Below are 16,406 nucleotides of genomic sequence, written 5' to 3' on the forward strand. Positions count from 1 at the left end.
GCCTATTACGGAACTACTCGTCCACCTCACCACCGTCCGTCATGTGATATTCCCGGTGATTCGACTCGAGGACTTCCCGCCGCCGCAGTGATTTCCGCTCCTGGCTCCGCTGGTCATAGTGTTTGTCGAGCACGGGCACGGAGACGTCGACGCGATCGCTCAGGATCTCCTTGGGAACGCCGTCGTTCAGTTGCTGCATGATCGACCACTTTCGAAGCGGATGCGTGGTGAAGGACGACGGGCAACTCACCGCTTCGGAACGAGCTGTCGCCTCACAGTCGCTTATTTCGCGATCGTGCGGACACTCGCCCGTGTACTCACAGGGGCGCGTGAGTTTGTAGAAGTCCCTCCGGACGGTAGTCGTCGAAATCCGGCCTTCTGCTGTCGTGAATAGTGGCTCCCGACCGGCATCGTCGACGACGTCGTGGCGACTGTGCTGGACGTAGTCTTCCAGTAATCCGGTGAACGATGGTGAGAGGTTGACGATTCGCTCTCCACCGGCCCCATTCTTCAGTGGCGTCTCTCCGTTGTCGACCATGGGCCGGTGTCGCAGCTGTATGGCTTCCCGATCCCACTGGATGTCCCCGAGATCGATCGCAATGACCGCACCGAGTCTGACGCCTACCTCGGCGATCAGTTCGAAATAGGTGTGGCGGCGGGAGGCGTACTCGAATTGCTGGTAATGCGACCGAATCGCTTCGACGGCCTCGTCCTCAGGAACGTCGTTTTTGACCTCCGCGTCTGGCGGGACGTTCGGCAACGGAACGCGCTCGTGAAAGTCCGGCTCGACGGCTTCGATGATCTCACAGAAGCGGAAGAACCGCTTGAGAATCGCGAGGGCGGCGTTGAGCGTGATAGTCGAGATGTCCGCCTCCTTCTTTCGCCAGTTCTTGAAGGCGACGAGGTCACGACCACTGAGATCGTTGAGGTTCGTGACTCCGTATTCCTCTGTCCACTCTTCGAAGATGCCGAGCGCCGACCGATACGCGCGTTGCGTTGCGGTCCTGAGTTCGTCGCTTCGATCCTCGAGGTACAGTTCAATCGCTCGCTCCGGTTCGATCGGTTCGAGGGCGTTTTGAGACATGCCCATTTGCCCTTTGAGGAGCCCCCGACTTCGTTGTCGCACGCCGTCTCGAGAAGACTCTGTTTCCGAGGGCCACAATCCTCCTCAGTCTATTGACTGGGAAGCTGCCCCTTGCTCGTGAAGCGGCCGGCCATCGCCAGCCGATACAATAGTAAGTTCCCCGCGTCTGCTCTCTGGCAGATGTATCGGTACACGCCGGACGCTATCGATCACGAACGCGCCAATCACCAGGCCGTGATTCAGGGTGCGGACGAGCTTGACGTGAAGCGGATCGGGAACCTCGGCGAACTCGCCTTCGAGCAGTTCTGTCGCGAGTATCTCCCCGTCGATCTTTGGGAGTGGAAGAACGAAGCGGCGATCCGGCGCTGTAACGCCGAGAGCTTCTCCGCCTACGACTTCGAGGTCTTCGGCTACGAAATCGACGTGAAGACGTCACGCGATGTCTCTGCATTCTTGCCGGGCGAGCTGCTGGATCAGGATCCGGACGACGACATCGTGGTGATGGTCTGGCATCGGGACAACGAAGACAGTCTCATGTTGCTCGGCTGGGAGCGCCTCGAGACCCTCGCCTCGAAAGTAGAGTCGGAAGCGGCGTTCTCCGGCGAGGCACCCGAGAAACTCGATCACCTCGCCGCCCGGCCGATGAACGAGCTGCTCGATCTCGGCCCCAACACCGCGCACATGAACCAGAAGCCGGAGAACCCTTTCGAGCCCGGCGATCGGGTCGTGAAAGCCGGCGACGACGAACCGTCAATCGGGGTCGTGATCGAAGTGATGCCACCGGAGAAGAACGTCGGGGCGTTCGGCCAGGAGATGGACGGCGAGGCGGTGAAAGTCGCATACCCGAGTTCACTCGATGACGGCCCTGGCGACTGGCGAGGGTACCATCCCGCGATCCTCGCGTCGTACTGTGACGACCAGGATATCAAGCTCTGGACGTTCAAACACGAGAACCTGGCGTTCGCATCGAACCCGTATGTCCCGGGAGATCGGGTGATCAAGCACAGTCACGACGATCCAGACACTGCTGTCGTGGTGGAGGGCGGAGACGGTGCTGCGGATGCGGTTACGGTGGCCTACGTCGGGGATTCGGATCTGTTGAACGGTTGGCCTGTCGACCTGGTGGAGCACTGTGAGGACAAGGGGATAAAGCGGTATTCCTACGATCCCACGGAGCTCGAATATGTCGCCGTAGACGAATCCCGGTGAGAGAACGAGAGGAAGAGTGGGATTCATCGGGCCGCATCAATCAGATGGTTCTCCGATTAGCAATCTTCGTACAGGATGGTTCATTTGAGAGCACCACTAGCCGGGGTAGAACGGCTGATTTCTGGCGTATAGCAGCAAGGGAATCTGTCAGTTTTGCCATTCAATCCGTCTCTGAACAGTGTCATACCGACGTACCCTAGGTGTTTACCGGCGCCGATACTGGAATCGAATGATATGAGCGACGGAACCGGTCAACTTCGGTCCGAACTGGAGGGCATTCTTCAGCCTCCGATCGACGTGCTTCTCGATCCTTCCTTACTCGTCGCCAAAGCATCGGCCGAGAAGGTAGAAGGGTCGCAACTCTTCGAGGCACAAACGCAGGCTACGCTGGGTGCATCCCCATCAGAGCCCCGATTAGGCGATCTTCATATTCCAGCTTCATTTGCGGACTCGTGAACGGGGATGCTGAGGTACCATTCAGCGAATCTACCTCACTAGAGTTCTTTCGAGGAAAGGCCGCACAAGCAACTGAAGAGCAAATCGCCGACATAGTGGAAAATTCACTCATTTCGCCATTCGCTTCAAGCGATTTCGAGTCGCCGCTCCTGGAGGAGAATCTCGCGGGTCGAACGAGGCAGATCCTTTCCGAAGAGATGTCCTTCCTCCAGGAGGGTGGTATCGTCCTCGCTCGAACGCCGACTTTCGTCGAGGCCATCAGAGACACCGGGACGCCGACGATCGACGTTGGGTCTAGTTCGCTCGATTCCGATACTGAAGCGACGCTTTCGGACGTCGGATATCAGAACCCGGCACCGGTCTGTGCGTTCGCTGTATCTGGGGCGGATGCAGTCGTGGATGCACTGGCATCCGGAATACTATCTTCCGATCCGGCGATGCTCGTGTACCGGATCGGGCGATAGCATCACCTCTCACAACAGGAGTTCCCGACGACTTCACCGTCCTCGATTGTCAATGGGTTCTCCCCGTCTAACGTCCGTCCGCAGCGGGAGCAAGTGGGCGCCTCCATGACCCCATTTCCGACGGCATATGGACAGGTAACGGTCGTTCTCGCGCCGTCGATTTCCAGTTGGTATTCGATATCGCCTCGTTCATAGGTCACCGTCGTCAGGATAGAAGGTTGAACGCGGACCGTTAGCGCGTGCCGATTGCGGATTTCCCGTCGCTGCTCTGGGAACCCAGCTTCGATCTCCTCAACGAGCTCGTCGCGTTCGGCAGCTAGTTCCTCTCGATCTGCACGAAGCTGTTTTCGCGTTCTCAATGCCTCGACCCGGTCGTGTTGCTCGTCCGCGGAATCGATTTCTTCGCTAATCTCGGCGATCCGTTCGTCTAGTCGGTCAATCTCGTCGTCGAGTTCCTGCCGGCGCTGTCGAACAACTTCTCGGTACTCTTCTAGTTCCACGTCCGCTGCTCGAGTTGCCCGTTCTCGGATCTCTTCGACAGTGGGAGCGATTTCTTGCTCGACCTGCTCCTCCGCAGCATCCAGCGTGGTCTCAAGGGCTTGAGCGTCCAGCTCTTTCCCTTCTTCGAGCGGCGGGGAATCAGGACCGGTGACCTCCAGATACGTCTCTGCCAGACGCGGCAACGGCTCGGCGTTGTTCGCGTCGACAGCAACCGCTCTGAGCTCTTCGGATTGGAACTGGCTCACGGTCTCGATCCCGACATCGAACAGTACACAGAGGGCGCGCCGATCGTAGTACGGAGAAAACGAGGTCTCGAGTACCTGTGCGGGGCCACCGGTGATCCATGAAGGAAGTCGATTCTGCAGGTCGAAGATGCGGGCAGTCAGCGAGAACGAACCGACGGGTGCCAGCTCCCCGGCTTCTTCGAGCAGGCGGTTCACGAAATCGCTATCGGGGGCGATAGCGAGGGCGCCTTCCGGAACCTCTTCGGGATCACTCGCCACGACCAGGTCGGCCCCATCGACGTCGAGCTCCGTCGGCGCATCATCGGGCAACGTAACTGACCACGTTCGGTCCCGCTTCTGGATCTCCCCGCCGATCGATGTGAGATACTCCTCGACGAACTGCTCGACCGCGCGTTCGGTTACCGGCAGAGCCGCGTCAGTCATCGTCTGCCCCCAGATCGAAGCCCTCGAAGACGCCGGTGTTGAAGTCGCTCACCTTGTCGGCGAGTTCGCGTTGTTCCTGGAGGTCGACGGCCATTGCGTCGAAGTCGTTCTCGAGCTCGATGTCGGAGTCGGCATCGACGAGGCGCTCGAAGACTTCGTCCTCGAAGTTTCGGCCGGTCTCCTCAAGCCGGGTGAGGATCTCACTCAACTCGCCGACGGACTGTTGGAAAAGGTCGATCTTGTGATAGAGCTTTTCCAGAACGTACTCCTCGATTGTATCCTCCAGAGCGACGTTGAAGACGTAAACCTCGCGGTCCTGGCCGATGCGATGGATGCGGCCGATCCGTTGTTCGACTTTCATCGGGTTCCAGGGGAGATCGTAGTTCACCATCACGTTACAGAACTGGAGGTTGCGGCCCTCGTTCATGGCGTCCGTCGAGACGAGCACGCCGCCCTCGTCCTCGAATCGCTCGACGATAGCTTCCTTCTCGTCGCTGGAGTGTCCACCGTGGAATGCGTGGACGGTGTAGCCCTCCTCTCGGAGCGTTTCCAGGATCAGGGACTGGGTGGCCCGGAACTGGGTGAAGACGACCACTCGCCCTTTCTCGACTCGTTCTGCGGCTTCGTCGGTGATCTCTCGGAGATGCTCCAGCTTGGTCGGCGTGTCGACGGCGTCGGCACACGCGAGAATGTATTCGAGCTCGTCGGAGTGGGCCGGTAGTTCGTCTTCATCGTCGTCGAGACGCTTCTCAATCGTTCCCCTGAGCGCGGCCGGACTGCTGACGACTTCCTTCTGGAGCGTCATCAGGACGAGCTTCTGTCCCTGACTTTCGCGATACGCACTTCGGACGTAGTTCGTTACAGCTTCGTAGAGATCACGCTCGGTGGAAGAGGGCTCGAAGGTCGTTGTGGTGACGCTTCGCTCCGTGAAGTCGATGTCCGTCTCCTCGCGACGGTTACGGATCATCACGTTGCGGAGTCGCTGCTGGAGATCGTCTCGATTGACCAGCGTGTCCTGACCGTTCTCGACGAAGTAGTTATGAAAGGCCTCCCGGGTTCCGAAAAGCCCGGGCCGGAGGAGCGAGACGACGTTGTAGAGATCCGTGACGTCGTTCTGGATCGGCGTCGCCGTGAGGAAGAACGCGTAGTCGTAAGAGAGCCTGTCGATGAGATCGTAGCGATCAGTCTCCTCGTTCTTGACGTAGTGGGCCTCGTCGAGGACGAGGACATCCCAGTCCCGGGCGAGGACCGTCGATCGGTGGCGATCGCTCTTGGCGGTGTCGATGCTGGCGATGATCCGGTCGTGTGCGCCGAAGCCCTCGAACTCGTCATCGTAGTTGCACACGAACTCCAATTCGAACTTCTCGAGGAGTTCTGCCTGCCACTGCTGGGCGAGCTGGGCTGGCGTGAGGATGAGCACCGCATCGTCGGTCCCGCGGTGGTGCATCTCCGCGAGAATCATCCCGACTTCGATGGTCTTACCGAGGCCCACTTCGTCGGCGAGGAGCGCCTTGCCATCCATCTCGAAGAGGGCGCGGTGGGCCGCGTCGACCTGATGCTCGAGGAGTTTGACGGCCTCTTCGTCGAGATGGGAGAGGGAGCGAAGTTCTGTGTCGGGCTTGCCGGCCCTTAGACGATTGGCTCGAATCGCCAGGGAATGATCCTTCGAATTGGCCAGTCTCCCTCGGTTGTGGACTAATGCAGAATTGTCCTCATGGACGATGTCCACATTGACCTCTTTTTCGTCCCTCATTCTCTGTCGCGGTCTTCCGATACCAATGCAATCATTGTGGTAAAGGATATTGGTTCAATTAGCACTTCCAATTACGACGTGATTTTCGTGCAAACCGACCTTCAAATCATGTCGAAAATAGACCCGATATATCACTGTCCAACCGTTTGCCAAAGGTCTAAATAGCGGTTGCACCTATAGTTGGATCCATGAACGAGAAAACCCTCGAAGTAATCCGCGAACATATCCGCTCTAACAAGGAGCAATACGCTTCGATGGGATCCGTCGATTCGCCTCATTCAGACGACGAATAGATTATAGTCGGTTCTGTTTTTCTCGGGCATAGTCCAATACCTCGCGTAGATAGTCAGTCGACAATTCCGGACGATAACTATCGGTGTCGTAGAATAGCCGCCGAAAGTACTGTTCCCAGTGTTGGTACAGTTCGTCGCAAAGCCACAACGTATCGAAACGCACCGGAGTTACGAGTCCACGAAGGATCTTCGAATAGAGGACTGCTTTGTCGATCTCGCTTCCCGGCCACGATCCATTATCGGGAGCGACTCCGTTTGCGTCTAGAAGTGCATAGAGCGTAGCCATCCCTGTCCGATGATTGGCATCGGGGAAAAAGTGCAATCCGACGATGGCACGCATCCAATGGGCACACTGACGAGGGAGCGACACGAAGCGCGGGAACTCTCTCATCACTCGATTCAGTTGATAGCCCTTGACGTTCATGATACGCGACTCGGTCAGGTCTCGGTCTTCACGGACCCAACCGTAGTCGTTCGATGAATCTTCCAAGAACTCTCTGTTGATGATCTTGACAACGGTCGGATCGAGACTTTCGAAATCAGTAATCCGTCCAGCTGGAAGTTCGAGGGACTCTTCGAATAATACGTAGCCGGAGCCGGTCGGAAGCTCCGAGGATTCGGCCACGAACTGGCGTCCGTCCTCTGTGATCTCAAACAGGTCTCGGGCAACCGCCTGAACGAGGCCGATGTCCTGAAGATACCTGCATTGAAGCCGAATCACGTTCTCGCGTCGACGGCCCTCTGCCATCTGTTTCGGCGTCTGTGGCGAGATAGTTGAGAGGGACTCGAGCAGCTCCTGATCAGAGATATACATCTGCCCGGATCGAGTGCGCCACGGTACGATTACCCCTCCACCGGCTGCACCCATAGCACCTCCTTCTGCTATGGTGGTAATAACTTGTGCAGTATCGGGTATTCCACCGGCACATTCATAACTAACGATCCTAATATTTAGGATGAGAAGAATTTCCAGACCGAAACGAGCCGGTCTCCATCGGCTCCAGGTGAACAATGATCGAACCACGGACTTCTGACTCCGCCACTGTCCCATACTACGTCCCGATTTTCCGGCACGGTCCCGTCGAACAGAACGTAATTCAGGAGTTCGGCGGCCTCGGTAGATTTGAGGAACGACCGCGCCAACCAGTGCCGCTCGTTGAGTTAGTCGATGACGAGCGATTCGATGACGAGGAAGACGACCCGCTCGATTTTCTCCACACCTTCAGGGAACTCAACCGGGACGTCCTCGTCGAAGTTCCGTATTACCTGACGGAGTACGACAACGAGTACGCCGAGCCCGTGGAACAGATTCTCGAAGGATACGATAACGTAGCGGAATTCTTCAACGACGTCGATGGAGTCGGCGTTCCTGTTCTCTCCGACAGAGACACGAGGCCGGTCAACTACGGAAACTACCTCTCCCTCTACAGCCAGCTCTCAGAGGAGTACGACCAAGCCGCACTCAGACTCTTCGTCACGAACCGGGAGCTCACCGACGACCAGCGGACTGCTTTGGGGAACCTCTCGGAGATGGTTCCCGATCGGACGCTCGTCCTCTTCGATCTCGTCGACGAAGGAGGGTTCGAATCGGAAGGCGGTGTAACGGACCAACTCGAGACGCTTCAGAGAATCTTCGAGTCGAACCTCACGTTCGTTCTGAACGCGTTCGAACCGTATCAGGAGCAACCCGTCAACCACGGGCCTGACGTTGCAGCGGAGATTGATGCGGCCGGATTCGGTGATTACGTGATCAATCGACGTGTACAACGAGATATCCCGATCGGGAACGATGGCCCCAGTCGCATTCGCCACTTCTTCCCGACCTACAGGGAGGTCCAGGAATACGAGGGAGAGGACTACGATGCTGCCCAAGCCGCACTAACGACCGATCCGGATTGGGACGGCGATCACTGTGAATTCTGTCGGCGAGCAGATACCGGTGAAGGCCATCATCGCTTCTGGAAGCAGATCAGAATGGGGCACTACATCCATTCAGTTCTCAGTGCGGAAGACGAAACTGTGGACGATCCAGCTGCGTAATTTCTCGGGCGATATAGTTCTTGCATGGGGTTTCATTTATTATCCCTTCACACAATTTCCTACGTAGGAGGCGCTCACCGCCCCATATTAGGGGAATGAGCGAACATCCACGATGTCAGGTAACCCCTCGGACGATAGTGGCCACACTATCCAACGTTGGTCACCTCTCGAGCTGGCAACGGTCCTATCTGCGACGGTGGGATCTGCTGCCTCGATCACAGCGGTTGCCACGCGATCGTTGGCGGACTTCGTCATCTTCCTTTCTCTCACTATCGCGATTGGTAGCGGTCTGATTCTGCTATCGGGGAAGGGGCCGAGTTGATGGGCACTTACGCGACTCCGCGAACGAATTGGAGTTCTCCCTCTCTCGGCAGATACGCGATATCAACCCGGGTCTCCACTGTACCAAGCCGATTCTCCAACTGCCGAAGGTCCTTTTCGAAGGTGCGATTGCCGTACCCATCGCGAGGCCACCAATCTAAAAACAGGAAGTAGCACCTGTCGACTTCCCCAGGATACTCATCGAGAGCCTGGATATCTTTTTCACCGCCGTTCCGAAATTGTCCGCTCATATTCATCGAGTGTTTGATCTCACAGAGAATCGAGAGCCGCGTATCAGCGTCTACGAAATTCCCAACTCCCTGCTTCTTTCCTTGCATTACGACGTGTTCGTCAGGTGGGAATACGACGAGGTCGAAATCGCTTTTCGCTCCACTCCAGATCCCTTCATGATAGAACGTCACTTCGGGCCGTACGCGAGGAATCTCGAGCGGGTCTCGCTCGATCCGGTTGAACATCTCACGGTTGCGCCATTGTTCCATGTCGCTGTGATCGCTACGGTAGGTGAGAGGGACCGTTCCTGGGGTCAACTGCCCGCGAAGACGCCGGTACAGCTCTGGCATGACGGGGTTTTCATTCCCGTAGTGGAACGGGAACTGCTGGAAATCGCTGTGGAGTTGCTTCAGCACGCTCTCGAATACTTCAATTTCTCCAGACGACTCCATTCGTTTGATCTGTAATTGACCCACAGCTGCAAAACACTTGCATATGTTTATGACACAAGAGTAGCTTCGATTGATGGATGATGAGCCTTGTTACAGCGTTACTCTCTGGGGCAGTGGGTGGCCTTTTTGCAGCATTTGGGTCAAAATGGCTCTGGAGCTATTATAAACGGCCGAAACTCACCTTTGATTCGGGTGTTATCAAAGAGGGTGAATCGCATCATGAAGAGCCGATGGCTTGGGGTAAGTACTGGGTTGAAGTATCTAACAATGGCAGATCTGTGGCCTCTAACTGCAAACCGAGAATCCAGCTCATTGGATTCAGAGAAACAACTGAGGAACGACCGGGTGTCGCCCCTGAGGGTGGTTTCAAATTTTATGATATTGATATACATAAGAAATATGTCATTGAGATCGTGCCCGACTGGGACGAAACTGAGTCCCCTACAAGGATCGATCTCAACCGAGATGAGTCGGCACAGTTTGAGCTATTTTATATACACTCCGAAGCCTCCCCTCCAGAAGGGACCCACACTACAATCCGATTTGGTGAGCAGAAAGAGACCGAGAAAATAGAAGACGGAGAGGATATTTGGGAAACCAAACCGATCCGGATCGAAACCTCTAAGCAAGGGGATTTCACCCATCCGCTAGTCGATACGGATCCACGGATTACGGCCGATGACTTCCGGGACATCGAGTGGACTCAGAAAACTGTCCAGATTACATCTGCTGACACAGAGCCGCTCGAAGGAGATCTGGACTTTGGATGGGACGAGATCCTTCCGTCAGTCACCGTTGAATAAACGGTTCAGTAGTCGCTAAGCCGTGATTCCAGGATATTCCGGTAGGTGTCGTCCCCGGTCGCGTCGGCCAGTCCTTCACACAGTTCTCTGAGATCGTCGGTGATCTCCCACTGCTCGAGGTATTCGGTAACGGACTTGCCCTGCTCCCACCGCCAGCGGAGGAACTGCGCTCTGTCAAGATCGGTGAGCTCGTCGCCGCTGTCGACGCGTGATTGGATGTAGGCGATGCGCTTCTCGTCGTCCCAGGTGCCGAGAGTGAAGCCGTCGGCCATTCGGTAGAGACGCATATCATTCATCTGCTCGGGCGTGGCGTCAGTCCCCCGTGTGAGTTTGTTGAGATCGTCATAAGACGCGTTTGGGGTCTCCAACAGATCTAGGAAGACTTCGATCTCACCAATATTGCTTCCCTGTTGGATGACGCCGTATATCTCGTCAACGACCTCCTTGGCGGTCATCGTCTCCCCCGCACGTTCAACCTTACCGTGATGTTTCGAATATTCATGGAAACAACGGCCCATCTCTACGACACCTATGTCGCCGCGAGAAAGATCACGGTTCTCCTCCAGACGTTTACGAGTCTTTTTCGCAGTTCGGTAAATACTGCGTCGGAGACTATTCCATGAAATTGGCTGCCGATCATTCGCGGGCCGGGCGATTATTATTATATCAAATTCTACAGCCTCACCTTCGAAGAATTTGTATGTATCTGCTGAAATGGGATAGGTTGCTGTAACTTCAAATCCAACATCACAAAGTGCCGAAAGGAGTTCCCCCCATGATTCGACGTCGCTATGGTGATATGTGAATGCTAATACACCATCCTCTGCGAGTGATCCCGCGATAGTATCGAATGATTGCCTAAGTTCGTCCTCGAACTCAGTGGAACCTTTTTGTACAGCCGGATTAGCAACGATGCTCTCATCTCGCGGTGTTTTGGCACTGTTGAAGCACTCGTACTCGTCTTTCAGTAAAACTCGTTGCCAGACATAAAAATAATCAGATAGTTCAGAATATATTACATTATCGTAGTATGGAGGATCAGTAATTACAGCATCGAACTCCATGCTTTGATCAATCGTCCGCATATCGTTACAATGAATACTAGATTCCTCTCCAATCGGCGTGGCAAACTCTTTAGACTCTACAGTTTCACCATCATCCACGTATCTTTCGGTTGGTGCATGTGCATACTCTACACCTCGAATGATCATCTCCCAAACAGACTCGAATGTACCCATCCCGTATTTAGTGCCCCATAGGTTGTTTTCCGCAGGGGATTTTGGCGGGTCAAACGAATTTGATTGAAAAATATCATTTATATGGTTATTAGAAGCTTGGTACCCAACCATCATCGTATTGAACCGCAGCATTTCACTTACTCCAAGCAATAAGTACTCCTTCACATTTTGGTCCTCAATACCATCAATAGACTGTAAGAGTAGAGAAAGACACAGGAGCTGCCGGCCGTTATACATGTCTGTCCACTTATCGAATCCATGTCGAAGTACATTATGTCCTCCAGTAATGCTCCCCTCGAATTTTGTGCTATCTGTTTTAATCCCAAGGGGAATTTCCTCTTTTGGAACATATTTTTCTAAATCGTCTCGAATCTCAAATTCCCTCTTTGCCTTCTCAAAAAGGGCCACATCCTCCTCTTCAGCCGGCTTATAATTCTTGATATCCTTCTTGGCTTCACCCCTGTCCTCACATGTGGGGCAATAATATTCTAAGGCAAACAAACGCAGATTGAAGCCGCCCTGCTCTTGAACGGCATCTATAATACCATATTTCTGACCACACTCTCCACAGGTATATTTGCTACCTGGGGCGTTACCGTTCTTCGGGACGAACCGATAGCGACATTCCTCACATTTACATTCACTTTGCCAGTCGTCTACTAGGACCACAGATTCACATTTTGGGCAGAATACGTGGTATTTATCGTCGTTTTCATATCGACCTTTCCCGACTCGGTAGTCGTTGAACAGGGGAACAGTATGTCCACAAGAAACGCAATCAATTTCTTTCACCCAAAAGGCGTACATTACATCTGCCTCATGATCCCCGTTAGGACATGAGGTGCGGTAATATTCAAGTATAGATTCTGATACTTCTTGTTTCACCCGTTCAAAAGCCTCCTTTAGATCATCTACTTCTGTTTTATGGGCATCCAATTCTTTCTTTGTTACAAACCACGCAACAGGATTCAAATCATATCCCGTAGATTTCGCACCAAACCTCGATGTTTCAACTAGCGATGTCCCTCCCCCCGCAAAGGGATCAAGAACCCTCTTATCTGCAACTCGAACATCTTTTGAGTACAGTTTCCACAATGCTTCTGGATCCTCTAAATTGACTTGATCAATGAGATCTCCAATATCTTCATTGGAAGAAGTAAAATCGGATAGATTTCCGTTCTCGCCCGGCTCGGTAATATCTACGTCATCCGGGTTATCAATGAGTGTATAGAGTGAAACGGCACGGAAAACACATCCGAGGCGCCTAGCCCACCACTTGTGCATCGTGTATATCGGCCGATACCACTGCTTGGCGCGACCCTCTTTCGCGGCTATCTCGTTGACCCGTTCAATGGGGAACCCCTTCTCGATTGGAAGTGTCGGGCGCTCATCCGCTTCCGACTCGCCGATTTCCCGAGACATAGACGTATGCTCACCCCTGTCGGCGGGAGCGTTGTATAGCTTTCTGCTGCCGCGGCTCCGATTAAGAGATGGAGAACTCGCTATCGCTCTGACGCCACTCGGGGACGATGTTCTCCAGCTCCTCGGATTGAATCTCACCCGGCCGGTTCCCGAACACCCACTCCACGTCGTCGAGATTCAGGTACGGCTCCCGCAGCCGGAGCTTCAGCAGCTCCTGAAGGACATCGGCTTGTAAGAGGACGACGTTGTTTATGTCAGTACTCGTCCGCATGTCCCGAAGTGTGGATTGATCGACATCACGGAAGGAGCTCGAAATGATAGCAAAGTAGATGTGTCGCTTGCCTTGATCCCGGAGTCGTCGCGTGTGCCTATCGATGTACTCCCGAATTGTCCGATCGTCACGTCCGATCCGATACCCGGACTCTCGCTTCTTGGCGTCGTAGATAATTGCATAATCGTTCCGAACAGCTTTTGCAATGCCGTCGGGATTCCGGCCCGAACCCTGTCCCAGCGCCTCCGTGTCGAAGCCCAGCATCTCGAACATCTGGGCGCACTTCTGCTCGAAAACTACCGCGAGGTCGGAATCCACGTGGGCGTAACGCTCGACTGCCACGTCGGTCCCGGCTGCCACGTGGTCCAGATCGGCAACGACCGCAGGGAGATACGGCCGATTGCCGTCTACGTACGCAGGCTGTTCCGTCGGTTCGTCGATCGGATCTTCCTCATTCTCACTATCAACCTTCTCTTCGTGCCAGTAGATCGCGTTCGCCACGTCGCGATAGTGAACGGGCGCCTCGAGATGGTTTGAGCCAACAGTTCGTAACTCGTCCATGGTCTCGACGAACTCCGCGTATCGCTGGCCGTATGGCAGGTCGGTATCCAGCAAACCGACTTCATCCAGGTACTGCTCAGACGTCGGATAGAAGATCGGCCATTCCGTCGGCTGCTGGATGTGCCAGAAGTAGCTCAAGAAGAAGATAGTGGACTTCGGGAACGGATCGGAGTCAATGTCGTTGTCCTTGAGCCGCTGGGTATACTCTGCGTACGAGTGGATTTGCTCTCGGGCATGTTCCACATCCTGCGGTGGTTCGATCGCCGCTCGTAGACGATCCCCGAATTCGGACTCCTCTGGGGCTGCGTTGAGGAGCTTGTTGAAGTGCATCTGCCCGATGAATCCCTTGAACCCCCACAGCTGATTCCGCTTGTTCAGGCCGTCGACGCGGCTCTTGAACTCGGCGACGTCCACTTCTCCGGTGTGAAACTCCGAAATCAACGGTTGAAGGTCCTCGCCTAGGACCTTGTCGCGCTTCCGGTTGTGGTCCGCGTAGTACCGCTGGGCCTCTTCGCTCTCGGCGAATTCTTCGAGAACTTCATCCGGTGGGGCCATACGATGTCTGGCGAACCAGCGAGAGATAAACCTTCAGCCTGCGCCTAGCGAGGCTTATCCGCTGACCCAGAACGCAGCACCTGCGACGTTCTGGCGTTTGACCTCTGATGTAGACGCCAGGTCGGACGTTACGGATGCGGTGTCTTGATCGAACGCCTCCGCGACCTCAGCTGTTGTCACGGGCTCGTGCTCCGCGACAAATACACGGGGTGAATCCCGGACCGGATCCTCCGGGACCAACTCGCCGTGCATTCGTGCATGTACTCTCTCGAACTCCAATCTCCCAGACCAGTCGTGTGGAACATTCCCGATCATGGCCTGCATCCGAGGTGCAGACTCGACGACGATCGGTTCGTCTTGGTCGATCGCTGCGATATCCTCCTCGAGTTGGTCCACGTCGAGTCCGACCGCGTCGGCTACGTCTACGAGAACGGCGTTCCGCTCGACGTCTCTGCCCTCCACGAGAGCAGCCATGCGGAGCTGGCGCATGAAGTCCCGAAGATCTCCCTGTTCCCTCGCTGCGACGAGTGCTCTATGAGATGCACGTGTGTCCGCCGGAAGTTCTGGATTGGTACGCTGCGGCATCTCATGCGATTCGTCCCACGTCTCGACGGTACGAGGGGGAAGTACGTCGTACTCGACCGTCAAATTGTCTCCGAACGTCCGTTTGAGACGCTTTATTTCCGGCTCATTGCCCCAGCCAGTCGTATCCCACGGATCAGTTCGAATTATCAGATCGGCCTCGTTCAGTTCTGGCTCGTCTGGATCATCCTCGTCGTCACTCTCGCTTTCGTCACTTGACTCACCATCTTCCTCGCTACAATCCGGTTGTTCGTGGGTCTCTTCCGGATCGACTTCGTCCTCGCTCTGAACATCCCCGTCGGCTCCATCGTCAGAATCCTCCTCTTCAGGAGGCTCTTGAGAGGGGTCGTCAGAAATCGGCGTCACACCTGTGACTCCGGCTGCCCCTCCGACCGCACCAGGTCCGCTAGGTGGTGCGACTGGTACGGTACGGCTCTCGTCATCCGAGTCGTGCTCGTCAAGCGTGGACTGCTCGGGGTTGTTCTCGTCATCCTCTCGGTCGCTATCCGATCCGCTTGATCCGCCGGACGTCGGTGAATTACCCATTGTTAGAACTCCGTGAGTTGCGTCTGGTTGTTGAGTGCTGTCCGCTCGAGATCCGCCCGCCATGTCTCAAAGGCAGCCAAGTTGTAGTCGCAGTCTTTGAGGAACTGTTTCAATCCGCTCGCACCGGTGACCTGCGGTGGAAACCGGCGAAGGTGCGTCCTGCCGTGTCTGGCGATGGCGAAAAGGTTGTTCGGCTCGAAAGTGTCGAGGAACGTCTCGATGTGATCGAGTAGTTCTCTAATCCGGTTGCCACGGTCGCCGCCACAGTACTGGCGCGTGTACACGGCGAACTCAGAGAATCCGTGTCGCTCAAAACACGGGCGAAGCTCCTCTAGGTGCCAGGGCAGCATTCCTTTTGTGAGAGGAAGGAGCCGAATGGCCAATCCAGTCTGGCCGATCTCTTCGGCCAACCAGTCGACTCGGGTCTCGTACTCCTTGAGTCCAGCTCGCTGTCTGGCCTCTGACTTGTCGAGATAAACTTTCCCCGCGTCGGGGACATAGATGGCAGGCTGTACGCGCTTGAGGAGAAATTGAATGTCTCGTCGCTGGCGATCGTGGAGATAGGAGTCGTACTCGGCTGCAGAGATGATCGGCACGGTGATCGGCCAAGAGCCGATCCAGCGAGCCACGCTCCGTCAGTTCTTCGTAGGCGTGGTTGAAGTTGATCATCACGTACCGAATCAGAGGGTTTCCACGGATGAACGTCCGCAGCGCCTCGTTGTCCTCCTCCGTCCTGAGAATAATACCTCTCGGGAATTGACGTATCAGGCACGACGCGATAACAGAGTGTAACGTCTGTTGGCCGCTCCTCCGACTTGGAGTGGAAGTGGGCGTACTCATTGGATCACAGGTTCCCAGGTGTGCTTAAGGGCGGGAACGGTTGGATCATGGTGCCGATGGTATAAAAATGACTAGTGTGAGTTATTGATTTCTGTCTAGGGAGCCCTAGAACTGCT

At 55.2% G+C, this 16,406-nt stretch carries 14 protein-coding genes; 5 read left to right on the plus strand and 9 right to left on the minus strand.

From position 1 onward, the window contains the following. Positions 1-13: 13 nt before the first annotated feature. Positions 14-1,084 (minus strand): tyrosine-type recombinase/integrase, encoded by a 1,071-nt coding sequence (locus tag ACZ5KP_RS05785; RefSeq protein ID WP_460920850.1) that lies wholly within the window; start codon positions 1,082-1,084, stop codon positions 14-16. A gap of 180 nt (positions 1,085-1,264) precedes the next feature. On the opposite strand from ACZ5KP_RS05785, the gene ACZ5KP_RS05790 reads away from it, so the two are divergent. The 3 genes from ACZ5KP_RS05790 to ACZ5KP_RS05800 all read left to right on the plus strand — a co-directional run bounded on the left by ACZ5KP_RS05790 (position 1,265) and on the right by ACZ5KP_RS05800 (position 3,213). Beyond that, positions 1,265-2,293 carry a DUF7961 domain-containing protein gene (locus tag ACZ5KP_RS05790; RefSeq protein WP_460920852.1) on the plus strand — a complete coding sequence of 343 codons (1,029 nt, stop codon included), beginning with the start codon at positions 1,265-1,267 and terminating at the stop codon, positions 2,291-2,293. A 234-nt stretch (positions 2,294-2,527) separates the two neighbouring features. After that, the gene (locus ACZ5KP_RS05795) at positions 2,528-2,749 is read left to right on the plus strand and encodes a hypothetical protein (protein ID WP_464761886.1); all 222 of its coding nucleotides are present in this window, start codon (positions 2,528-2,530) and stop codon (positions 2,747-2,749) included. Further along, positions 2,746-3,213 (plus strand): hypothetical protein, encoded by a 468-nt coding sequence (locus ACZ5KP_RS05800; RefSeq protein ID WP_460920854.1) that lies wholly within the window; start codon positions 2,746-2,748, stop codon positions 3,211-3,213. Before ACZ5KP_RS05795 ends, ACZ5KP_RS05800 begins: the two co-directional genes overlap by 4 nt. Positions 3,214-3,215: 2 nt before the next feature. Here ACZ5KP_RS05800 and ACZ5KP_RS05805 read toward each other — a convergent pair whose 3' ends face one another. From ACZ5KP_RS05805 to ACZ5KP_RS05815, 3 genes are all read right to left on the minus strand, one after another. Further along, the gene (locus tag ACZ5KP_RS05805; protein WP_460920856.1) at positions 3,216-4,382 is read right to left on the minus strand and encodes a hypothetical protein; all 1,167 of its coding nucleotides are present in this window, start codon (positions 4,380-4,382) and stop codon (positions 3,216-3,218) included. Then, a complete protein-coding gene (locus ACZ5KP_RS05810; RefSeq protein WP_460920858.1) occupies positions 4,375-6,135 on the minus strand; it encodes a DEAD/DEAH box helicase in 1,761 nt (586 codons plus the stop codon). Before ACZ5KP_RS05810 ends, ACZ5KP_RS05805 begins: the two co-directional genes overlap by 8 nt. Before the next feature lie 294 nt (positions 6,136-6,429). Continuing rightward, positions 6,430-7,296, minus strand: a complete 867-nt coding sequence (locus tag ACZ5KP_RS05815; protein WP_460920860.1) for a hypothetical protein — start codon at positions 7,294-7,296, stop codon at positions 6,430-6,432. Between the two features lie 143 nt (positions 7,297-7,439). Here ACZ5KP_RS05815 and ACZ5KP_RS05820 point away from each other — a divergent pair, with 143 nt between their 5' ends. Further along, the gene (locus tag ACZ5KP_RS05820) at positions 7,440-8,468 is read left to right on the plus strand and encodes a hypothetical protein (protein WP_460920862.1); all 1,029 of its coding nucleotides are present in this window, start codon (positions 7,440-7,442) and stop codon (positions 8,466-8,468) included. A 329-nt stretch (positions 8,469-8,797) separates the two neighbouring features. Here the strand turns inward: ACZ5KP_RS05820 and ACZ5KP_RS05825 are convergent, their stop codons facing one another. Then, positions 8,798-9,472 carry a hypothetical protein gene (locus ACZ5KP_RS05825; protein WP_460920864.1) on the minus strand — a complete coding sequence of 225 codons (675 nt, stop codon included), beginning with the start codon at positions 9,470-9,472 and terminating at the stop codon, positions 8,798-8,800. 77 nt (positions 9,473-9,549) lie between these two features. Between ACZ5KP_RS05825 and ACZ5KP_RS05830 the strand changes: the two genes are divergently transcribed. Beyond that, entirely contained in the window at positions 9,550-10,275 is a 726-nt protein-coding gene (locus ACZ5KP_RS05830; protein WP_460920866.1) for a hypothetical protein, read from the plus strand. A 5-nt stretch (positions 10,276-10,280) separates the two neighbouring features. Here ACZ5KP_RS05830 and ACZ5KP_RS05835 read toward each other — a convergent pair whose 3' ends face one another. The 4 genes from ACZ5KP_RS05835 to ACZ5KP_RS05850 all read right to left on the minus strand — a co-directional run bounded on the left by ACZ5KP_RS05835 (position 10,281) and on the right by ACZ5KP_RS05850 (position 16,079). After that, entirely contained in the window at positions 10,281-12,935 is a 2,655-nt protein-coding gene (locus tag ACZ5KP_RS05835; RefSeq protein WP_460920868.1) for a DUF1156 domain-containing protein, read from the minus strand. A gap of 61 nt (positions 12,936-12,996) precedes the next feature. Further along, on the minus strand, positions 12,997-14,322 hold the full coding sequence (locus tag ACZ5KP_RS05840; protein WP_460920870.1) for a PDDEXK family nuclease: 1,326 nt from the start codon (positions 14,320-14,322) through the stop codon (positions 12,997-12,999). 54 nt (positions 14,323-14,376) lie between these two features. After that, the gene (locus ACZ5KP_RS05845) at positions 14,377-15,270 is read right to left on the minus strand and encodes a DsbA family oxidoreductase (RefSeq protein ID WP_460920872.1); all 894 of its coding nucleotides are present in this window, start codon (positions 15,268-15,270) and stop codon (positions 14,377-14,379) included. Positions 15,271-15,452: 182 nt separating this feature from the next. Beyond that, a complete protein-coding gene (locus tag ACZ5KP_RS05850) occupies positions 15,453-16,079 on the minus strand; it encodes a hypothetical protein (RefSeq protein ID WP_460920874.1) in 627 nt (208 codons plus the stop codon). Positions 16,080-16,406: the final 327 nt, after the last annotated feature.

The sequence above is a fragment of the Salinarchaeum chitinilyticum genome (genome assembly GCF_055390775.1).

Coding starts and splice junctions, on each gene's coding strand:
- ACZ5KP_RS05785 (WP_460920850.1), bottom strand. CDS start 1,084: ATGTCTCAAAACGCCCTCGAACCGATCGAACCGGAGCGAGCGATTGAA.
- ACZ5KP_RS05790 (WP_460920852.1), top strand. CDS start 1,265: ATGTATCGGTACACGCCGGACGCTATCGATCACGAACGCGCCAATCAC.
- ACZ5KP_RS05795 (WP_464761886.1), top strand. CDS start 2,528: ATGAGCGACGGAACCGGTCAACTTCGGTCCGAACTGGAGGGCATTCTT.
- ACZ5KP_RS05805 (WP_460920856.1), bottom strand. CDS start 4,382: ATGACTGACGCGGCTCTGCCGGTAACCGAACGCGCGGTCGAGCAGTTC.
- ACZ5KP_RS05810 (WP_460920858.1), bottom strand. CDS start 6,135: ATGAGGGACGAAAAAGAGGTCAATGTGGACATCGTCCATGAGGACAAT.
- ACZ5KP_RS05815 (WP_460920860.1), bottom strand. CDS start 7,296: ATGGGTGCAGCCGGTGGAGGGGTAATCGTACCGTGGCGCACTCGATCC.
- ACZ5KP_RS05820 (WP_460920862.1), top strand. CDS start 7,440: ATGATCGAACCACGGACTTCTGACTCCGCCACTGTCCCATACTACGTC.
- ACZ5KP_RS05825 (WP_460920864.1), bottom strand. CDS start 9,472: ATGGAGTCGTCTGGAGAAATTGAAGTATTCGAGAGCGTGCTGAAGCAA.
- ACZ5KP_RS05830 (WP_460920866.1), top strand. CDS start 9,550: ATGATGAGCCTTGTTACAGCGTTACTCTCTGGGGCAGTGGGTGGCCTT.
- ACZ5KP_RS05835 (WP_460920868.1), bottom strand. CDS start 12,935: ATGTCTCGGGAAATCGGCGAGTCGGAAGCGGATGAGCGCCCGACACTT.
- ACZ5KP_RS05840 (WP_460920870.1), bottom strand. CDS start 14,322: ATGGCCCCACCGGATGAAGTTCTCGAAGAATTCGCCGAGAGCGAAGAG.